Here is a 16,635-nt window from a genome sequence, read left to right as displayed (position 1 = left end):
TATGGACAACAATAGAATGCAATAATATAAAAATTTGGAATTTTTATGTGAAGGGTGGATATGACATGAAGCATACACCTACGATACGGGCAGAATTAGACAGATACCTAAAACAAGAGGGTTTGAGCATAGCACAATTCGGGAATCTTTCAGGCATTAATAGGGGGATAGTAAGTGGTATTGTGACAGGAAATAAGTCTATGTCTGTTAACCAGCTTGACCTAATTACTGAAGCTATGGGTCTACCGGAGGGCTACTTTTACGACTTATTTATAGAAAACTACATTATCGACACCCCCCCGAATATGAGGCGAATCGGGCCGTTTTTGTATCGCTGTGCGGAGTTGGACAAGCTGGGTGTGATCCGTCGAGTGGTGGGAACCATCATGGACAATCTGCTCTATTCGCCCAAACTATTTGATATTGCAGAAGAGTTATTAGCACAGGGACGACATAATGCTGCGCTGCTGCTCTATGAGAGTGTAGCAGAAGTGGAAAAGTACCAACATTCCGAACGCTTGGCAATCTGCCAATATCGTATATTCACGATTCAAGTTGGAGACGATCAAAGCCGCAATCTCAGTGCAGCTACGATATTTGAAGATTATGCCGAACGTCTGGATGAAATAGATCAGCTTGATGCTTTGAAGGATTTGGCTAATGTGTATCGTTCTTTGCTTCAATGGGACAAGGTATATGATGCAGCAACAAAACTGAGGGAAAAAGCCAAAATCCAATATTCGTTGAATCATAACGAGAAACGAAAGCATAGGGAGCTTGAAAAGAAAACAAGGGGTCCGTTATTTGGATATGTTGTTTATCCTGACCTGTTATGTTCGGGTGTTTGTGAGGCTCAAGGCGATTATCAACAAGCTTTACAGTATACATACGCCTACGCTAATTTAGATTGGGTCATAGAGACGGACGAGGATACCCGACATTGGATTGGCTTGTTTCAACATTGGGCAGAAGGTAATACCTACGTGTATAAGCTTTTATCTGGAGATATAAGTGTGCTAAACGATTATGTTGAATACATCGCTGCATCAACCAATAAAGCCGATAAAGAAATGGTTACTAAGCTGTTGAACGTAATGTTTGCGGCTAACCGATATCAGTTAGATGTGAATGAGATACTTAAACGTTTTGAAACGGTTATTGACTCTTTTGTGCAACAGGAGCATCCATCATCTGACATATATACTAAACAAGTTATACCAGAACAGTTCGCACGATTTGGTTATGAATTGGCTTATTATTATTTGTATCGAGGGATGCATCGTGTTGGCTTTAAACATTTGATCTACGCAATGGAAAGCTCGAATACACTAAATAGTGTGACTTGCTTTAAAAACTGTTTGGGGCTATTCGCACATTTCCGAGCTTACGCTATCCCTGAAACCCAAGCAGAATTTTACAATTTTATTGAAAAGGTGTGGTTAGACAATGTTGAAAAAAACGGTACTGCTGATCGTCGCGGCTAGCTTTTTGTTTATTGTCACTGGACCTGTTCAGTCGAATAGTCATCAGGTTATTCCACTCCATGATCCAATTGGTGGATTCTAAACGGATAGGAACAAAAAAATTCCCGCTAACCTTAACTGGTCGGCGGGGATTTTTTTCGTTGAAGTCAATTCCACTTAGCCTTGCCAAATTTATTGAGTGACACATACGGTGTATGGCATCTAAATGAAAGGAGGAGTTCATGTGAGCGAATGTGTTGGAGGAGTTGAGCGTAGGGAAGAGCGTAGGGAAAACTGTTTTGGTGCTTTCACATCGCCAGCAGCAATTTTGGTGCTCTTTATTCTGTTGGTTATCATCACTAAAGCTTGTTGGATTTAATTTTTAAAGTTTGGCAAATAGGTATTAATTGGTTTGTTGTCTTCAGTATTATAATTAGTTACATTGTGACGCTCATCCAAAAAACTAAACGATCCTCTGCTAAATTATAGTGTATATGAGGAAAGTCCTACTTACTCATGTAAGCGAGTAAATAGGGCTTTTGGTTAATAGCTATCAGTCATTGGCCGGATATCCAAGTTGGTCAAGCCACTCATGGATTAAATACATTGTGTTACTTGAAATCGTCCATGCCTTAATTGCTGTATTTAGGGTGAATACATCAAATCTGTTCATCCTAAATTTTAGACTATATCCACGAAACGTTTCAATAGAATAACTCGCTACAAATTGGCCGTACTTAGTGAAATTATACCGAGAATCATAGAACTCGATTATGTCGGTCTCTACATGAATTCCTGCATTGTTAAGCTCGCCTTTCTTCACAATACGAACATTAAAATTTATACCATCAGACACACAAGGGAAGATAAGTTCCTGAATAGGTTCTTTAATTACAAGCTTTTCATGCTTTTGGGTTTTATTTGCATGTGTTCTCTCAATCATTTCTCTCAAAGCTGAGGGCCCTTCAGCCCAATACAATTGAATTGAACTTGCAATGTAAAAGCAAACATCCGGATTATGTTTCACGTCTTCTATGTTCCAAAAGTCAATTATTCCGAACTGATCATAAAAGGTTACTTCATCGTTAGTGATAATTATGCCTTTCAAATGCTTGCTCTCCAGCAGACCAGAAATAAGTGAAGAAGCAACTTTTTTTTCACCAGCCTCCATTTCAGAATCTTCATCGTGGGGTGAAAACATACCGCATATAAGAGCCTGTTCCAAGAATTTTAACAAACGAGGAAGGTATAACTCCCTATTAAGGTAAGCATCCCGCCTTGCACTTTCCAAAATCAAATCAGCGTATTTAAAAAGGTGCTTATGAGATCGGAAGTAGCCCCGGTTAAAAGCAGCTAATAGTACTTGTATTATTATCTTCGTTTTTTCGATTTCCAACGGACCTTTAGTTAACATAAAAAACACTCCTCTTTTTTGTACTATTCTTTCTTGCTTACCAATGAAACGACAAAAAACACCGTCCTTAGGTTCTATCCACAGTAGTGGAAATGCCAAAAAAGGCAATAGAACACCAAAGACGGTGTATGTTGAAGATCATTAAGCTTATGTCGCATGACAAAGCCCAGCAAAAAAAGTTATATATTTATTATATCGAATTTTTCACGCATAGTTAAGACATAATTTCAAGCTAATCATAGAATGGGATATTGACTTTTCCAAACAAGAAAAGCATAATCAACTTATAAGTCCATAAGAAATCGATCAGGGGAGCACCTTGAAATAACCACGAGCTGGTTTTTTTCAAGGTGCTCTTTTTACGTTTCCAGATTATTTGTTAAAAGGAGATTGAATATGAACCAAGAAGATTCAATGCTGACTGGCTACCCGAAGGTTCTGAGAGATACTAAATTCATAGCGTTATCTCTGATACTCAGCCTAGTTATCGGATCTGGTGCCGCACTAATGCATATAGCAATCGGTATGTTGTCTTCACTATTTAATATTCCTTGTGTAGGGTTAATTATGTTTGCCTATATGACAATGCTCTCTAAATATAAACGCAATGGAACCAATCACTTTGCTTTTATGGTGATCATGATCGCATTTTTCTTTGTCGCAACTATACTTATTCATTAGGAAGGATTTGTTCATGTTGAAAAGGAAAAGAAAATCTCAACAAAGTTTATCCATGAGTAGCCGTGGAGTTCTCTGTATTTGTATCATGATTACTTCGTATTTGCTTACCAAATCAGTGACTATAAGCATAATTATTACAGCAGTATTCTTGAGTATCGTTATAGCAGCCATCAGCTTGCGAAGAGTTCAGAAGAGCCATCGCCTCTTGCAGGCTGGAATGCACAATGTTGATCTTCTTGACGGAAAAGAATTTGAAATGTTTCTTAGGCTCCTATTTGAAAAACATGGATATCGTTCATTCGTAACCAAAGCCTCGGGAGACTTTGGTGCAGATCTGGTCTTGGAAAAAGGCGAATCACGGATCATTGTCCAAGCGAAGCGATATCAAGGGAAAGTCGGCCTTAAGGCGGTACAAGAAGTCGTAGCTGCTGTAAATCACTATAAGGGGAGCGAAGGATGGGTAGTTACAAATAGTTCCTTTACCGAACAAACCTATACTTTAGCTAAAAGTAATAATGTAAGACTCATTGATAGAGAAGGGTTATTAAAACTTATACTTCAGGTGAAAAGGCGGGGGGGTTTGAAGATAAAGCACAGCAATTAGAGACAACCTGTGGAAAATGTGGAGGGCTACTCGTACTACGAAAAGTACCCCAAAGAGCATTCTATGGATGTTCCCACTTTCCGAATTGCCGCTTTACGAAACCAATAGACTCAAAGTGAAAACTGACTTAAAAAACCGTAATAAAATGAAATTTTTCTTTTACAAGCCTATATGATACTATAAAGCTTGTAAAAGAAACTATTCATTTGATCTGACCATGCGGTGAAAGATCACATTTTAAAAATGCGCGTAGTTATGCGACCAATCTGTCTTTGGCAGAAATCCTTAACGGATTGGTAGCTTAACTAGGTGCATTTTTGCGTCTTAGCACCTTGTTAACAACCCACAATGTCATGGAAAGGAGTATCTCACACGTGACATCAATCTTGTATACACACAATCTAATTTAAAAGGAAAAGGAGACCAAAATATGGACACAATCATGAACGATCATTTACAGCAAATAACGTTGAGTTTTAAGAACGAAGCTACCAAATCAGGATGGTCCGCGCTTGCCGGCATCGAATTCTTAGCAGCCCACATTCATACAGACAGAGTTTACAAAGTTAAAGGGGGCGTATGCCCTGAAAGTCCACCCACGATTTGGACTCTACAAATTCGATTAGCTGGGGGAACATTCACTTTATCAAGGGGAGAATTCTACGATGCTGGTTTAGGTGGATGGGAAGAATCACCGTGGGGAGTAAACGGGCGTTACGAATATGGAAATGGTGGGGATTACATTACTGAATCTCTTTATGGATACATTCTTGCATCCTCTTCAATTAATCAGGATATAAAGAACAAAGTCCAGTCTGAAGGAGAAACTATATGGGGTGATCAATTCAATGACCCTTTTCAAAGTATCGCAAAAGCAATTGAACTACATGAACTGATAACCCATACAGTCCAATTAACAACTGAGAATAACAATCTTAGCGACACGCTCTATGGGAACTCAATAACTTTTAGCTCAGTTGACGAATCATCTAATCTTGTTCTCCAGCTTGCTTCAGGGGATGTCCTTACAGTGCCGAGAGGGTATACATTGACTCCTGGAGAAAGCAAAGATAAAGAGACAGGAGTTATACAAATTGAGTACTGCACTGAAGATATTGAGGGAAGTCTTGAAGAATATCTAATGGCTATTTTTGAGAATACCAATATCAGCGTAGAAACGATTAGGGCTTATAAACCAGTACTGGCCAAAAAAATATATGGTCTCCTTGACTTGGATCTTACTTTATCCGACTTAAATGGCTTTAAACGAACTGCATTCTTGACGAATCAAACAGATTTAATGAATTATAACCAACAGCCATTTCAAATTCTACGGGCATTAAATAAAGAAGAGGTTGATCTAATTGTTGCCCCTATGTTCGAAGTTGAGTTTTGCGACGGTTTCAAGACTGCCGCATATATAGATGAAGTCTACACTGATTCTGTTCATGACATCATCAAATCAGAGAATCTGTTCAGGGACTAATTTTAGGAATTACAAGAAAGGGAGTATTAGGTATGTATGAAATTACGCGAGACATTGGCGACTATACTCGCCAAATTTGGACATTTCATTTATCCAAGGAATCCAATCGACTACAGATTAAATTGAATAGTTATCGGCTCCTAAAAAGAGAGAGCCGTAGGCATAAATACAAAGAGACACAAAGCAATTCTTATGATGCCGTCTTCCGTTTGGGAAATACTATGTTATTCGAGGATGTCCCATTTCCAGAGGATGTTCTTGCTGAAGTTCGTGAGGCCGTCATAAATAGTGTAGAATTCAAAAACATTAACACAAAATGAGGGAGAAAAATGTTGAAACGCCGAATTATAGAACGCTTTGAAACTGTTCGAAATAAAGATGAGGCACTAGGTAATAATAGATTTCCAAACTGTAAAGAAATTATTCAGGGATTTCTGGGTGATGATTCTCTTAATTTAAAGCTACATGTGACTGAAGGTAACCTGTTTATTGGAGCGAAGGTGTTCCTTGCCGATATGATACGGTAAAATTTACAGCAATTAATTTTAGCATTGAAATCGAGCTTTATCATTGCTTAGAATGGGTAGGAAAAATACAAAATATTCATAACTTTGATAATTTACTGGATGAGTTATATGATCTTACCTTAATAGAGGAAGATCGTGTACTCACAGTTGAGGAGTCGCTAGATACGTCGAGCTGTCTGACGTTTTACGTGCTAATGAAGTGGAAATAACATTTGGGATAAATATTTAAAATCTTACATCATAGAACCTAAATACTAGGCGATTCAAGCCATCCATTCCTAATGGTGACTTGAATCGTTTTTTTAACAACCTACACGGTCAAGACGCTGGCACTTATACCGTGGCTGTCAAAACGATGATTAGCGCACTTATTATTTATCCATATCCCACTTTTTTTATGCCAATACAACTACCAATGTCAAAGCCATTAACTCATTTGGAGGTTCTTTGGAAGCTTTGGCTGCTCAATTATGGAACAACGAAAGAAGCACAAGTCAATGCTGATGATTCTAGCCGGGTGAATAACTTGCTCCAACCGGACTCATATTCAGACAAGGGAAAAGATGCACGTAAGGAAGTGATTGCTAAGGAAGTCGATGAATATACTGGTGGAGCCTGAGGCATTCATGGTTGCGCCTGGGCTTGGTTCCAATCAAGCCGGAGCAGTAGGGGGGTCTGGATCGGTGGGAAGGAGAGCCGCGGACGCTTGAAACGAGTGGGGTAGTGCGGCCAGGTCTAAGCAAAGTGCCAGCAGCAAGAGCTGAAGGGAAGAAAAACGACCGGGTTGATGCTATCGGCTCTAAGGCGGCTGGAAACGCCGCCTTAGAGCTGGTACACTCCACACAGAGTCTAAGAGCCATACAAAACTAGATTGTTACTTCCCAAAACTTGTTTCTGGGAACAAGGTGTAGCGATCCAAATATTGAGTTGTTTTGAATAAATCCATAAACTTGATATACTCAGTTTATAGTCATGACCAAGAAACCTTCTGCTCCTATAGAAATTTTCTGGATGAATATGGTATTTTTCAGACGGTAAGGCTCGTTTTTACTAAGGATGGCGTATATGTGATTATAAGCTTGTTGGCGCAGACGATCACAGCTACCTTGTAAGGCTTGCCTTCTTTCTTTTTCTTTTCGTAATAGTCCTATATTTTTGATTTGCTCCTTGTCGCAGTCCACATTGAACGGCCGAATAAATTGCTTTTCGTAGTCTCTTTGATCCCCGTTCTGTAATCCGATTATTCGTTGCTGTGAACTTACCTGAGCTGTACACTCCTGGATCTAGTCCCGCATAGGCAACCAGCTGTTTCGGCCCCTCGAATTGAATACCGCCGGTGCCACCACGATGATTCCAACCTAGTGGGAGATCAGTTTTCTTGACGGGGTTATTCCCCTAAAACCACCTAGTTCTAACCGGCTATCGTCATCTTAAAACACCCATTAAAATAGGCCAACCAAAATTTTGGGTTGACCTAATAATACGAAAACCACCGGGAATAGGTATGGGAGCCTAGGAATCCGATGGTTTTTCACTTCGTATTGAACTGAAATCTCGCCGTGGTTGCCCACCGGCCTTTGTCGGAGTAGCCGTGATGTTTCCGCATCACGGCTACTCTTATTCTATCCAGCATCTTATAGCCATTATACAACAAATCGTTGTAGACGAAATGCCTGCTGTTTAAGCCAGGCATTTTTTTGTTATGCACGAATGTTCGGAAAACAATTGAATTTGGATCTTTTTTTCAGCTCATGGTCATCCAGGTATTCGTTCCAAAATCCGAACATTGATGATGTGGCCAATGTGCCAGCACGTCCCAAAACCCGAACGATATTTACAACAACTTTATAAGTTGGGATATACGGCCTTGTGACACACCAAGCCATTTGCCATATTCACTTTGCTTGGCATTGGGATGTTCCTGTACCAATTTCCTTAGTTTTTCGATCAAGTCTTCGGTCGAGTGATACAGTCGCTTTCTTTTTTGCCTTGGCTCCTTAATCTTAGGGACTGGTATTGTAGTAACGCCTATATTCCCCTTCAATTCCGTTATGCAGTTCGCACATAAAAGCTTCCCCTTGAAGTAGGTTAGGTGTTCAATCGCGTCGCACAGCTTACAAGAAGTACCGACATACCTTTGCAGAGCAATGAAATTCCCTTCATCATTCCATAGAAATTCGATAGGATCACCGACCTCCAAGTTCATGGTTATGCGTATTTCTTTGGGAATAACAATCCGATATAACGTATCCAGGGAGCGTATCATACCTGTATTTTTCAATGTTAACCTCTCCTTTATCGTGTAGAAGAATTGAAGCCTGGCTATGAAATGGTTTGCTGGAGCTGTCTTAAACGGGCAATAGGTATGCGTAGCATATCGGCATATTGCTGTTGTGTAGCGTCAGGGTACTTTTCCAGCAAATCCAAAAGCAGTTGGGCCATCACTTCCTTTGGTTGATGTTTCCGTTTATCTTTTTGAGTAGCTAAAGCTATCATTTGACTTTTACACTCACTGCATATGAGAGAATTTTTAAAGGTGCTTAATCCTTCGGTTGATTGGCAGAATTTACAGGCTTGGCCGATGTATTTACCTAGAGATAGCGTACCCGTTCCTGCATCTAAAAAAATTTCCACCGATTCGCCTAGTGCAATATCACTCATATATAGTATTTCCTTCGGGATTCCGAATCTTCCGAGCGAGTCTATCTTTCTTGTCATTGCTATTTTTCTCATTGAAACAACTCCTATTACCAAGATAAAAAGCAATAAAATAGCAGTATTTATTATTGTTCCAGAAGATGGTACTATTGTAGGTAGAAAACCTTTTATTATATTATAAGTTTTCCAACTATTTTTTTTATTAAAATGAGCATCACATTATAATTCACGCTGGAAGGGTGGTTTATCCATGAAAATCACACCTACGATACGGGCAGAAGTGGAAAAGTATTTGAAACAAAAAGGCTTGAGCAAGACTGAATTTGGACACATTACAGGATTAAATCCCGGTACTATGAGTGGTATTGTAACGGGCAACCGTTCTTTATCCATACACCAACTGGATAGCATTACTGCGGGAATGAATTTACCACCGGATTATTTTTATGAACGATACGTTGAAGAGAGCGTTTTAGATGAACCGATTAACTGGCGAAGAATTGGCCCGTTCTTACATCGATGTGTAGAGCTTCATCGGCTGGATTGTTTACAGCGAGTAGTAAGTATGCTGTTAGATAACCCTATCTATCTTGATAACCTTTTTGAATTAGCCGAAGGTTCTCATCAAAAAGGTTATCAGAAAGCAGCCGCTTATCTTTATGAAAATGTGGCCGAAGGTGTAAAACAGCAGCATTCAGAACGACTTGCGATATGCCACTATCGCTTGTTTAAGCTAACAATTGGGAAAGATCAAGCTGTTAATCTCGAAGCAGCTTCTAAATTTGAATCGTATGTCTATCGTTTGAATGAAATAGACCAATTAGATGCCCTGAAAGATTTAGTGAATGTGTATAGATCATTGAGCCATTGGAATAAGGTGTATAAATTTTCGGATCAAATGGGCCAATTGGGACAAGTTCAATATGACATGGTGCATAATGCAAAACGTAAAGGAACAGAGCCGCAAAAAAAACCAAGCAGGCCGCTTTTCACTTACATAGCTTATGCGGAACTAATGTGCGCTAACGCTTGCGATGCGCAAGGAGACCATGAGCAGGCTTTAGCACATCTTCGCGGTTATGCCGATCTAAGTTGGGTGAAGGAAAACGATCCTGATTCACTCTATTGGTTAGATCAATTTCAGCATTTTGCGAAAATTAATACGTACGTAAACAAGCTCATGTCTGGAGATATTAGTGTTCTGCACGATTATGTAGAGTATATAGCGGGCGAACAACACATTTTTGCTGAACTCTTAAATGTTATGGAAGCAGCCAACCGATACGATATAGATGTAGACGATATCTTAAAGCGTTTTGAATCCCAAATCGAAGCTTATCAGGAACCTTTATCAGACGACATCTTTACACAGCAAGTTTTACCGGAGGAATACGCACGATTTTGGTACAAATTGGCGAAGTACAGCCTAAATAAAGGTAGATATCCATATGGTTTCAAATGTTTAATAAACGCTTTTGAAAAAGCTGTTACAATAAACCATGGATTACTTATTTCCAACTGTACTGGCTTATTTGACTGTTTCAGAGCGCAAGCTGTTCCTGAAACAATGGCTAAGTACGAAAAAATCTCTAAGGAGGTGTGGGAAAGAAATGATAAAAAAGATGGCTTTCTTCTTGGTGGTAACTAGCTTTTTACTGGTATTCGCATTACCAATTCAAGCTAGTTACTTAAGCCCTGGCACAATTCAAACTCAAGGACACATTGGTGGACTATGATCCAGGTTTAATTTAATTTCTTTACCACAGACCAGCTTTTTTGCTGGTCTTTTTTTGTTTCATTTTGGAGATTTTTTTAACTAGAAAAATGGCGATTCATATTTTCACATTTTATCCTAAAATGAAATTCATTAGGAGTGAATGTGAATGAATACAAATGAGACATTGAATCAGCAGATGGAAGATGCTCGGCAGCGGCTTTATGACTTATCTGAACAGTATGGTTTTGCACATGCCAGCGTTCTTGAGCAATCTATGTTTTTAGATGAACTCATTAATCAGCATAACCGTAAATTTCAAACCAGGAAGCTACCCCAATTGCTGTAGCCAATCACAATGATTTCAATTCATGCATACATGGAATACAAACTAAGGAATCTCTATATGGTTTCAGACTATCATTAGAGCCACATAACCTACATTTTTCTTTATCTATTTGATGTAGGATGATGCCTTGTTCTGTTGAGGCTAATGAGAAAGCGTCCTGCTTTACAATGCCTAATTCCCTCCTTATATCCATCGGTATAACAACTCTTCCCAAAGTATCTAATTTTCTAATCCATCTTTTTTTATGCAAAATTAATCCTCCTGTCACATAACGAATATGATTATAGCACAATATCTATAAAATGCCTTATTTGAAATAAAAATACATTTGAATGTAATAAAATGTTATTTCTCGTGTTGAGATATAGATTTTGCATTAGTAGTCAGGCTAACCGCGCCAAGATAGGTTACCTCATGTGAGCTGGACAAGCCGCCGGGAGGATACAGAAGATTACTGGATTTTCCCGGCGCTGGTCCGTGACCAGAGACGCAACCAACTGAATGTTTGGTGCAGAAAAAAAACAGCTCCTGCATCTGCAGGAGCCATTATCTCTGAACGGCCACAATTATCTTTTTCGCATCCCCTTGCGCTTACGATAGGAGCTACTACGTTTTCTCCCCCGCTTTATGAGTACCTGATTGGGGACGGTAGCCTTGTGTATTGAATTTGTTTCAATTATTGATAAAATGTAGCGTTCCTAAAAGCATGCTAATGGAGGAAGATCCAGCTAAGAAAAAGCAATTGAGGGTCATCACTTCACTGCTTCAAAAAGCTGATTCTTGCGTGATTGCAACGGACCCCGGCAGAGAAGGCGGAGCTTTGATACTGCGCTAGGATATGATGCTGAAAACAACCGCTATGCCTTTGTAAAAACAAAATCCTAATTGAATAAAACAAAATAGGCCCTGACTGTCATTTTTCCATGACGGAATGGGCCCCTTTCATTGCAGCGTCACCAATCCATTAGACGACTGGCCAGCAGATGTATTGACCTGTAAAGCCTTTGCAACATATTTTACAGTGTGCGACCTCATCGTCGCTTGATTGACTTGATGTATTACTTTGCATAGAAGTGACCCCTTCATCCCATCTTCCGAATATTTGAGTCCCAGGACCGAGTGGTTTGCAGACATATTCTCCCGTAATACCTTTACAACAAACTAAACAATCGCCATGTGAATGGATAGGCTGGAGTTGATCCATGCTTGAGGACTGAATTCCCGCTAGAAGAGCAGAAAAATCAAGCGATTTTTGATAAATACCGATATCACACTGTGAAACAATTTCTTCCGGTAACGTCTGTTGCTCCCTTAGACATCTAAAAAAGGCTGTGCGAAGTATTTCATTGGCCGCAGGGATAGCCAATGCCACGGCTTCTACGCAAGCTAATCCACCCGTGATTTCGCATCCTGCAATTGCTAAGGCAATTGGTGGTGTCGCAGCAATACCAGCTTCAATAGCACATGTATAAATCTTTGCTTGATCTCCTGCTGATACTCTTGGATAAGTGAATCCCGCAAAAACGCCCATGGTATGTTCAGAATACCTTATCCCACACCAATACCGCCCCAACGGGCTATTACAATAGATATTTTCAGGCGTACTATAAACATACTTAACCAGTAAATTTTCTGCACCCGGCAAATCAATCAGCTCCTTCGAATTAATCTGTATTAATGTATTCCTAGAACCGTGACGTGTGCCCATATTATTGATAAATTTGAGCTGCTGAAAAATATTTGTGCACACATAAAAGGGAAAAATTAATTAATGATAAACGGGCTTGATCCATTACAGGAACTTAAAAAAACCATCGCCACCAGGGAGAATATCTGGCAGAGCGATGGTTCTTCATTATTAACCATAACATGAGTCAGAAAGTCAGCTTTACCATCCGTGATTCGCAGGAGTAATCGTGTTGCCCCCGGGCACTACAAAGCTAATTAGCGCAAAGACCATCAATGCTGAGATTAATACCTTCTTCATCGTGGATCATCTCCTCAAAAATTTTGTGATCTGCTCGACTTGCTTTGCTGAAGCATGCTAAGGTAACAAAAAGCAGCTCCTGCAGGCAATGCAGGAGCTGCTTTTTGTTGTGTAATGAATTTGTTTCAATTATTGATGAAATGTGGCGTTCCTAAAAGCATGCTTTACGGAACGGTTCTAAATCAGTCTATTTCACGTCCCAAAATGTGGATTAATCACTATTGGAACGTTCCGATATTAATGATACACTTTTATGGAACTGATAGGGGGAATCGTCAAATGGTAGATATGGCTTATGGCCGTGTATCGACTAAAGACCAAAATCCAGAACGGCAGCTCCTAAAATTTCGGGAGCCGGGCATAGAGGAACGATTTACTTTTGTAGACAAACAAGCGGGAAGGACTTCAACCGCGAACGATACAACGCTATGCGGCTTATGCTGCGGGAAGGGGATATGTTATACCTGGATGCACTTGATCGGCTTGGCCGTGATTATGATGGGATTTTGCGCGAGTGGAAATATATTACCCGTGAGCTGAAGGCCGATATTGTATGCCTGGAGAATGAGAGCTTATTCGATAGTCGCCGCTTCAAATCCCTGGGCGATTTGGGCAAGCTGCTGGAAGACCAGTTCCTTAGTATGCTGGCATGGGGGGCCGAGCAGGAGCGGAAAAAGAATCGTGTCTGGCAAGCAGAAGGGATCGCTGTTGCTAAAAAGGAAGGGGTGAAGTTTGGACGGCCCAAGAGACAGATAGGGCCGGAATTTATCCGGATATATGATAAGTGGAAATCCGGGGAGATTACCGCAGCTGATGCCATACGTGAATTACGCTTGGGTAAAACTAGCTTTTATAGGTATGTGAATGAATATGAGTCGTCTACTAATTAAGAACAGGGGGATGTAAAATTGAAAACAGTAATTAAATATAACGCTTGATCTTGAAAAATACTCTTTGCTAGGGGCGTGAATGGGGTGGACCAGCAATTTTATGAATGGGCCAAAAAGAAGTTTAATGAAATGAAGAGTATAAGCGATCCCAATTTGACTGCTGTGAGTATGGTCAAAGGAGTTATGGAGTCCGGGGAATCGTCGTCGACGATCATGTCTAGGATCGACGCAATTATACGAGCGTCCAAAGATATAAAGTGAATGCAAGCGTACTTAGAGAGGATTTTTTGAAAATGGATGTTAAGCAAAAAAATGGAATTTAAATGGGAAGAGATTACAGTCACAAAAAATAAGCGTGAAGCTCTTTTTGATAAATTTGAAGCCAATAAAGATAGGATCTCTGAGCTATATTTTGAGCTTGAGATCAAGCAGCTTCAATATATGTATTTAAAGCGTGAGCAGCTAACAGAAATGAAAAAAACAACAACAATTCCTGATAGCATAATGAGGATCGATAAAATGAACGAAACATGTATTCATCTCAGTCAAAAAAAGCTTATAGAATACGGATATAAAGAGCTGCTAGAACAAGAAGGGCTGATTTAGTAGGGGGATGGTAAACTATGAAAATAGATGGTACAAAAATAAAAATACTTAGGAAAAAATTGAAACTGACCATTCAGCAACTTGCTGATGAAGTAAGATTATCCCCATCGGCAATTGGTATGTATGAACGTGGGCAGCGGACTCCAGACCTTAAAACGATTCATATTTTTGCACGCTTTTTCTCTGTAGAGGTAGACTATTTTTTGGTTGGGATGACAGTCAATCAGGAACAAGTTGATATATCATATGCCGCTAACCAAGCCCTGGAAAGAGCTTCGGGAATTTGTGAATTATGTGGTGCTATGGCTCCTTTTAACCACAGTAACGGGACACCTTACCTCGAAACATATAAAATAAAAGCGTCAGCACATGTGGCGGCTGTTTGTCCTAACTGTCGTAAAAAGCTGGAGATTCTTGAGCTGCCGGGAGATATTATTTATCTCCAGAACAAGATCAACAATACACATGTGTCAGCTAGTCCAATCTAATTAAATGAATAGGTGGGTGAAGTGTATGGATTTGAAGGAGCATGTTTTGAACGAGTTAAATAACATACTTGGATCTGATGCATCGGATTCAGAAAAGATGATGGTTGCAGGGGCATATATCATCGGATGGTTAGCAGAAGGCGTAAAGACGAAAAAATTGACGATTCAAGAGGTATACGACATTATGGGTGCATACAATGCATACGAACAATCTCTTGAAGGGACAAAATAGTAATCACATGAAGCGGTTCTGACTTTACGGGGCGATGCCAATCGCTCTTTTTGTCGTGCCTAGGTATTATTCTGCCGGAGCGAAGTGATTCAGCTTCATCATTCTATATGTTGCTGATGTACCATCTTCTTTTGAAAGATAATTCAATAAAGGTAATCCATGCCAATGTAATATTTGTCAGAAGTGTTAGACGTATTATAAGTTCTAGTAATATTCACGCGTGATGAAGTAGCATTCCAATTTGCCCTAGCATCGTCATAATGCCCGGTATAACCATAGGATTGAACTGATGAGTCGTAATAAGCACTGAAAGCTGCGCCACCACGCCCCCCTGAGAAAGTGGTTGCGTAAGATAAAGTCGAATAAATCCCAGAAAGAAGAACCAATGAGGAGAAGGATACAATAAGTTTTTTCTTCAAATTTCTAACTCTCATTTTCAACATCCACCACCTTTGTTTTATATGTAGCTAGTTGTGACAACATCGACAACGGAGTACAAACATAAATTTTTGATTTGATCACCTCCATACCGATTTTTTTGTTATTGTCTTGTTTTCTGAGAGGGAACTCAAAATGCAGCGAAAAAACCATAGTTTGTATTAATAACCAACAATATCAATCTTATCTTGGCATATATAATTATGTAAATAGGAATTTAGGCCAGTTTATCTCCTGGTTTTTCTTGCCAATTAGAAGGATAGCAATTATCGGTATACCTACTGCCGCTATAGTTACAAAAAAAGGGCGTTTCTGGAGAACTCCGGGAGCGCCTTTTTTTCATGCGCTGGTTACAACCTGGGCTGGTTTAAACCAACGCTGAAAAGATTCAGGTCGAAACGGGGTAGACTGGCTCACGCTACCAGGTCTAGGGCGGCACAAGTCGCCACCCAAGACCTGCTAAAGCGCCGCTGGAGGACTACTTGGGCCGATAACAAGAGCGCCTAAACCGTGGGAAAGCACCCCGGCCAAGGCGCTCTATGTTTCTGTCCCGCGTTTAACGACCTCCACGGGGCGTAGATCAAAAGCATTTGAAAGAAATATCGGGAGGGCAGAAAACACCATGAACGCTGCATTTCGCCGCTTCCGCATTCGCTCCATCACTCCATTTCGCTAATCATCGTGTTTTCTGCAAAAAAGCAGCACCATGATTCCGCTTCGCTACATCATCGTACTTACCGATTAAAACCGTTTTGAAAGTAGATCAAGGAAGAAGGAGAGAACCGGCATGCTGCCAGTTCCTCTGTATTGAACACGCATTTTCGCCCTTCCGGGATCTGGTTCCATGCGGAAGTCAAAAGGGTTAGAGGAAGCGCAACCTACGTGCTTCCAACCGAATTTTGACCATAAATAATAGAAAGTGGGAATTATTCATGCGGGTGTACAATGACGAAGTTATCACGTTGGTAACAAGTGGCAGAGGGACGGTGCGATACTACATGGGGCGGGAAGCCATTATGAGCTGGTCACATGGCGAGTATGTAGAGTTTGATCGGCAGAGCAGCTATTACGAGCAGCATGAGGATGCCGAAGCCGAGC

The 16,635-nt window shown here is 40.2% G+C and carries 21 protein-coding genes and 2 pseudogenes; 16 read left to right on the top strand and 7 right to left on the bottom strand.

Annotated elements, in window-relative coordinates; translation table 11 throughout:
* Positions 1–65 precede the first annotated feature (65 nt).
* Positions 66–1,484, top strand: coding sequence for a helix-turn-helix domain-containing protein (locus tag QD47_RS25000; protein ID WP_044648668.1), 1,419 nt, complete (start codon positions 66–68; stop codon positions 1,482–1,484).
* Between the two features lie 205 nt (positions 1,485–1,689).
* The gene (locus QD47_RS34295; RefSeq protein WP_412177999.1) at positions 1,690–1,842 is read left to right on the top strand and encodes a YjcZ family sporulation protein; all 153 of its coding nucleotides are present in this window, start codon (positions 1,690–1,692) and stop codon (positions 1,840–1,842) included.
* Positions 1,843–2,016: 174 nt separating this feature from the next.
* Here QD47_RS34295 and QD47_RS24995 read toward each other — a convergent pair whose 3' ends face one another.
* A complete protein-coding gene (locus tag QD47_RS24995; RefSeq protein ID WP_044648656.1) occupies positions 2,017–2,877 on the bottom strand; it encodes a hypothetical protein in 861 nt (286 codons plus the stop codon).
* A 396-nt stretch (positions 2,878–3,273) separates the two neighbouring features.
* Between QD47_RS24995 and QD47_RS24990 the strand changes: the two genes are divergently transcribed.
* From QD47_RS24990 to QD47_RS24965, 6 genes are all read left to right on the top strand, one after another.
* The gene (locus tag QD47_RS24990; protein ID WP_044648655.1) at positions 3,274–3,558 is read left to right on the top strand and encodes a hypothetical protein; all 285 of its coding nucleotides are present in this window, start codon (positions 3,274–3,276) and stop codon (positions 3,556–3,558) included.
* A 13-nt stretch (positions 3,559–3,571) separates the two neighbouring features.
* Positions 3,572–4,162, top strand: a complete 591-nt coding sequence (locus tag QD47_RS24985; RefSeq protein WP_044648654.1) for a restriction endonuclease — start codon at positions 3,572–3,574, stop codon at positions 4,160–4,162.
* Positions 4,102–4,281, top strand: coding sequence for a topoisomerase DNA-binding C4 zinc finger domain-containing protein (locus QD47_RS34290; RefSeq protein WP_082067292.1), 180 nt, complete (start codon positions 4,102–4,104; stop codon positions 4,279–4,281). The genes QD47_RS24985 and QD47_RS34290 overlap by 61 nt, the downstream gene beginning before the upstream one ends.
* Before the next feature lie 311 nt (positions 4,282–4,592).
* Positions 4,593–5,648: a hypothetical protein gene (locus tag QD47_RS24980; protein ID WP_044648653.1), complete on the top strand. Its 1,056-nt coding sequence runs from the start codon at positions 4,593–4,595 to the stop codon at positions 5,646–5,648.
* 329 nt (positions 5,649–5,977) lie between these two features.
* The gene (locus QD47_RS24970) at positions 5,978–6,175 is read left to right on the top strand and encodes a hypothetical protein (protein ID WP_044648651.1); all 198 of its coding nucleotides are present in this window, start codon (positions 5,978–5,980) and stop codon (positions 6,173–6,175) included.
* Positions 6,176–6,464: 289 nt separating this feature from the next.
* Entirely contained in the window at positions 6,465–6,794 is a 330-nt protein-coding gene (locus QD47_RS24965; RefSeq protein ID WP_044648650.1) for a hypothetical protein, read from the top strand.
* 453 nt (positions 6,795–7,247) lie between these two features.
* Here QD47_RS24965 and QD47_RS34285 read toward each other — a convergent pair.
* The 3 genes and pseudogenes from QD47_RS34285 to QD47_RS32655 all read right to left on the bottom strand — a co-directional run.
* A pseudogene (locus QD47_RS34285) lies at positions 7,248–7,501 on the bottom strand (transposase); the annotation flags it as partial.
* Positions 7,502–8,009: 508 nt separating this feature from the next.
* Positions 8,010–8,456, bottom strand: a complete 447-nt coding sequence (locus QD47_RS24955; protein WP_044648648.1) for an AbrB/MazE/SpoVT family DNA-binding domain-containing protein — start codon at positions 8,454–8,456, stop codon at positions 8,010–8,012.
* Positions 8,457–8,497: 41 nt separating this feature from the next.
* Entirely contained in the window at positions 8,498–8,908 is a 411-nt protein-coding gene (locus QD47_RS32655) for an AbrB/MazE/SpoVT family DNA-binding domain-containing protein (protein ID WP_200893515.1), read from the bottom strand.
* A 175-nt stretch (positions 8,909–9,083) separates the two neighbouring features.
* On the opposite strand from QD47_RS32655, the gene QD47_RS24945 reads away from it, so the two are divergent.
* A complete protein-coding gene (locus QD47_RS24945; protein ID WP_044648647.1) occupies positions 9,084–10,481 on the top strand; it encodes a helix-turn-helix transcriptional regulator in 1,398 nt (465 codons plus the stop codon).
* A 235-nt stretch (positions 10,482–10,716) separates the two neighbouring features.
* Positions 10,717–10,896, top strand: coding sequence for an aspartyl-phosphate phosphatase Spo0E family protein (locus tag QD47_RS24940; RefSeq protein WP_044648646.1), 180 nt, complete (start codon positions 10,717–10,719; stop codon positions 10,894–10,896).
* 4 nt (positions 10,897–10,900) lie between these two features.
* On the opposite strand, the gene QD47_RS24935 is transcribed toward QD47_RS24940, so the two are convergent.
* A complete protein-coding gene (locus tag QD47_RS24935) occupies positions 10,901–11,146 on the bottom strand; it encodes an AbrB/MazE/SpoVT family DNA-binding domain-containing protein (RefSeq protein ID WP_052646918.1) in 246 nt (81 codons plus the stop codon).
* A gap of 166 nt (positions 11,147–11,312) precedes the next feature.
* Here QD47_RS24935 and QD47_RS31865 point away from each other — a divergent pair, with 166 nt between their 5' ends.
* The gene (locus QD47_RS31865) at positions 11,313–11,561 is read left to right on the top strand and encodes a hypothetical protein (RefSeq protein ID WP_152643870.1); all 249 of its coding nucleotides are present in this window, start codon (positions 11,313–11,315) and stop codon (positions 11,559–11,561) included.
* Between the two features lie 299 nt (positions 11,562–11,860).
* On the opposite strand, the gene QD47_RS24930 is transcribed toward QD47_RS31865, so the two are convergent.
* Entirely contained in the window at positions 11,861–12,541 is a 681-nt protein-coding gene (locus tag QD47_RS24930) for a hypothetical protein (RefSeq protein ID WP_044648645.1), read from the bottom strand.
* A 621-nt stretch (positions 12,542–13,162) separates the two neighbouring features.
* On the opposite strand from QD47_RS24930, the pseudogene QD47_RS24925 reads away from it, so the two are divergent.
* The 5 genes and pseudogenes from QD47_RS24925 (at position 13,163) to QD47_RS24910 (ending at position 15,099) form a co-directional block, all read left to right on the top strand.
* Positions 13,163–13,773 (top strand): annotated as a pseudogene (locus tag QD47_RS24925) (recombinase family protein).
* Between the two features lie 84 nt (positions 13,774–13,857).
* Positions 13,858–14,034, top strand: coding sequence for a hypothetical protein (locus QD47_RS32245; RefSeq protein ID WP_161797201.1), 177 nt, complete (start codon positions 13,858–13,860; stop codon positions 14,032–14,034).
* Positions 14,035–14,085: 51 nt separating this feature from the next.
* Entirely contained in the window at positions 14,086–14,379 is a 294-nt protein-coding gene (locus QD47_RS24920; protein WP_152643868.1) for a hypothetical protein, read from the top strand.
* 17 nt (positions 14,380–14,396) lie between these two features.
* Complete coding sequence (locus tag QD47_RS30225; protein WP_052646916.1) at positions 14,397–14,867, top strand: helix-turn-helix domain-containing protein; 471 nt, start codon at positions 14,397–14,399, stop codon at positions 14,865–14,867.
* A 25-nt stretch (positions 14,868–14,892) separates the two neighbouring features.
* Positions 14,893–15,099, top strand: coding sequence for a hypothetical protein (locus QD47_RS24910; protein WP_044648643.1), 207 nt, complete (start codon positions 14,893–14,895; stop codon positions 15,097–15,099).
* Positions 15,100–15,242: 143 nt separating this feature from the next.
* On the opposite strand, the gene QD47_RS31855 is transcribed toward QD47_RS24910, so the two are convergent.
* Entirely contained in the window at positions 15,243–15,533 is a 291-nt protein-coding gene (locus QD47_RS31855) for a hypothetical protein (RefSeq protein ID WP_152643867.1), read from the bottom strand.
* Positions 15,534–16,635: the final 1,102 nt, after the last annotated feature.

The sequence above is a fragment of the Paenibacillus terrae genome (assembly GCF_000943545.1).
Classification (GTDB): domain Bacteria; phylum Bacillota; class Bacilli; order Paenibacillales; family Paenibacillaceae; genus Paenibacillus; species Paenibacillus terrae_A.
The sequence above is the reverse complement of the archived record's forward strand: the minus strand, read 5'-3'. Positions and strand labels throughout refer to the sequence as shown.

Coding starts and splice junctions, on each gene's coding strand:
- QD47_RS25000 (WP_044648668.1), top strand. CDS start 66: ATGAAGCATACACCTACGATACGGGCAGAATTAGACAGATACCTAAAA.
- QD47_RS34295 (WP_412177999.1), top strand. CDS start 1,690: ATGAAAGGAGGAGTTCATGTGAGCGAATGTGTTGGAGGAGTTGAGCGT.
- QD47_RS24995 (WP_044648656.1), bottom strand. CDS start 2,877: ATGTTAACTAAAGGTCCGTTGGAAATCGAAAAAACGAAGATAATAATA.
- QD47_RS24990 (WP_044648655.1), top strand. CDS start 3,274: ATGAACCAAGAAGATTCAATGCTGACTGGCTACCCGAAGGTTCTGAGA.
- QD47_RS24985 (WP_044648654.1), top strand. CDS start 3,572: ATGTTGAAAAGGAAAAGAAAATCTCAACAAAGTTTATCCATGAGTAGC.
- QD47_RS24980 (WP_044648653.1), top strand. CDS start 4,593: ATGGACACAATCATGAACGATCATTTACAGCAAATAACGTTGAGTTTT.
- QD47_RS24970 (WP_044648651.1), top strand. CDS start 5,978: ATGTTGAAACGCCGAATTATAGAACGCTTTGAAACTGTTCGAAATAAA.
- QD47_RS32655 (WP_200893515.1), bottom strand. CDS start 8,908: ATGAGAAAAATAGCAATGACAAGAAAGATAGACTCGCTCGGAAGATTC.
- QD47_RS24945 (WP_044648647.1), top strand. CDS start 9,084: ATGAAAATCACACCTACGATACGGGCAGAAGTGGAAAAGTATTTGAAA.
- QD47_RS24940 (WP_044648646.1), top strand. CDS start 10,717: ATGAATACAAATGAGACATTGAATCAGCAGATGGAAGATGCTCGGCAG.
- QD47_RS24920 (WP_152643868.1), top strand. CDS start 14,086: ATGGAATTTAAATGGGAAGAGATTACAGTCACAAAAAATAAGCGTGAA.
- QD47_RS30225 (WP_052646916.1), top strand. CDS start 14,397: ATGAAAATAGATGGTACAAAAATAAAAATACTTAGGAAAAAATTGAAA.
- QD47_RS24910 (WP_044648643.1), top strand. CDS start 14,893: ATGGATTTGAAGGAGCATGTTTTGAACGAGTTAAATAACATACTTGGA.
- QD47_RS31855 (WP_152643867.1), bottom strand. CDS start 15,533: ATGAGAGTTAGAAATTTGAAGAAAAAACTTATTGTATCCTTCTCCTCA.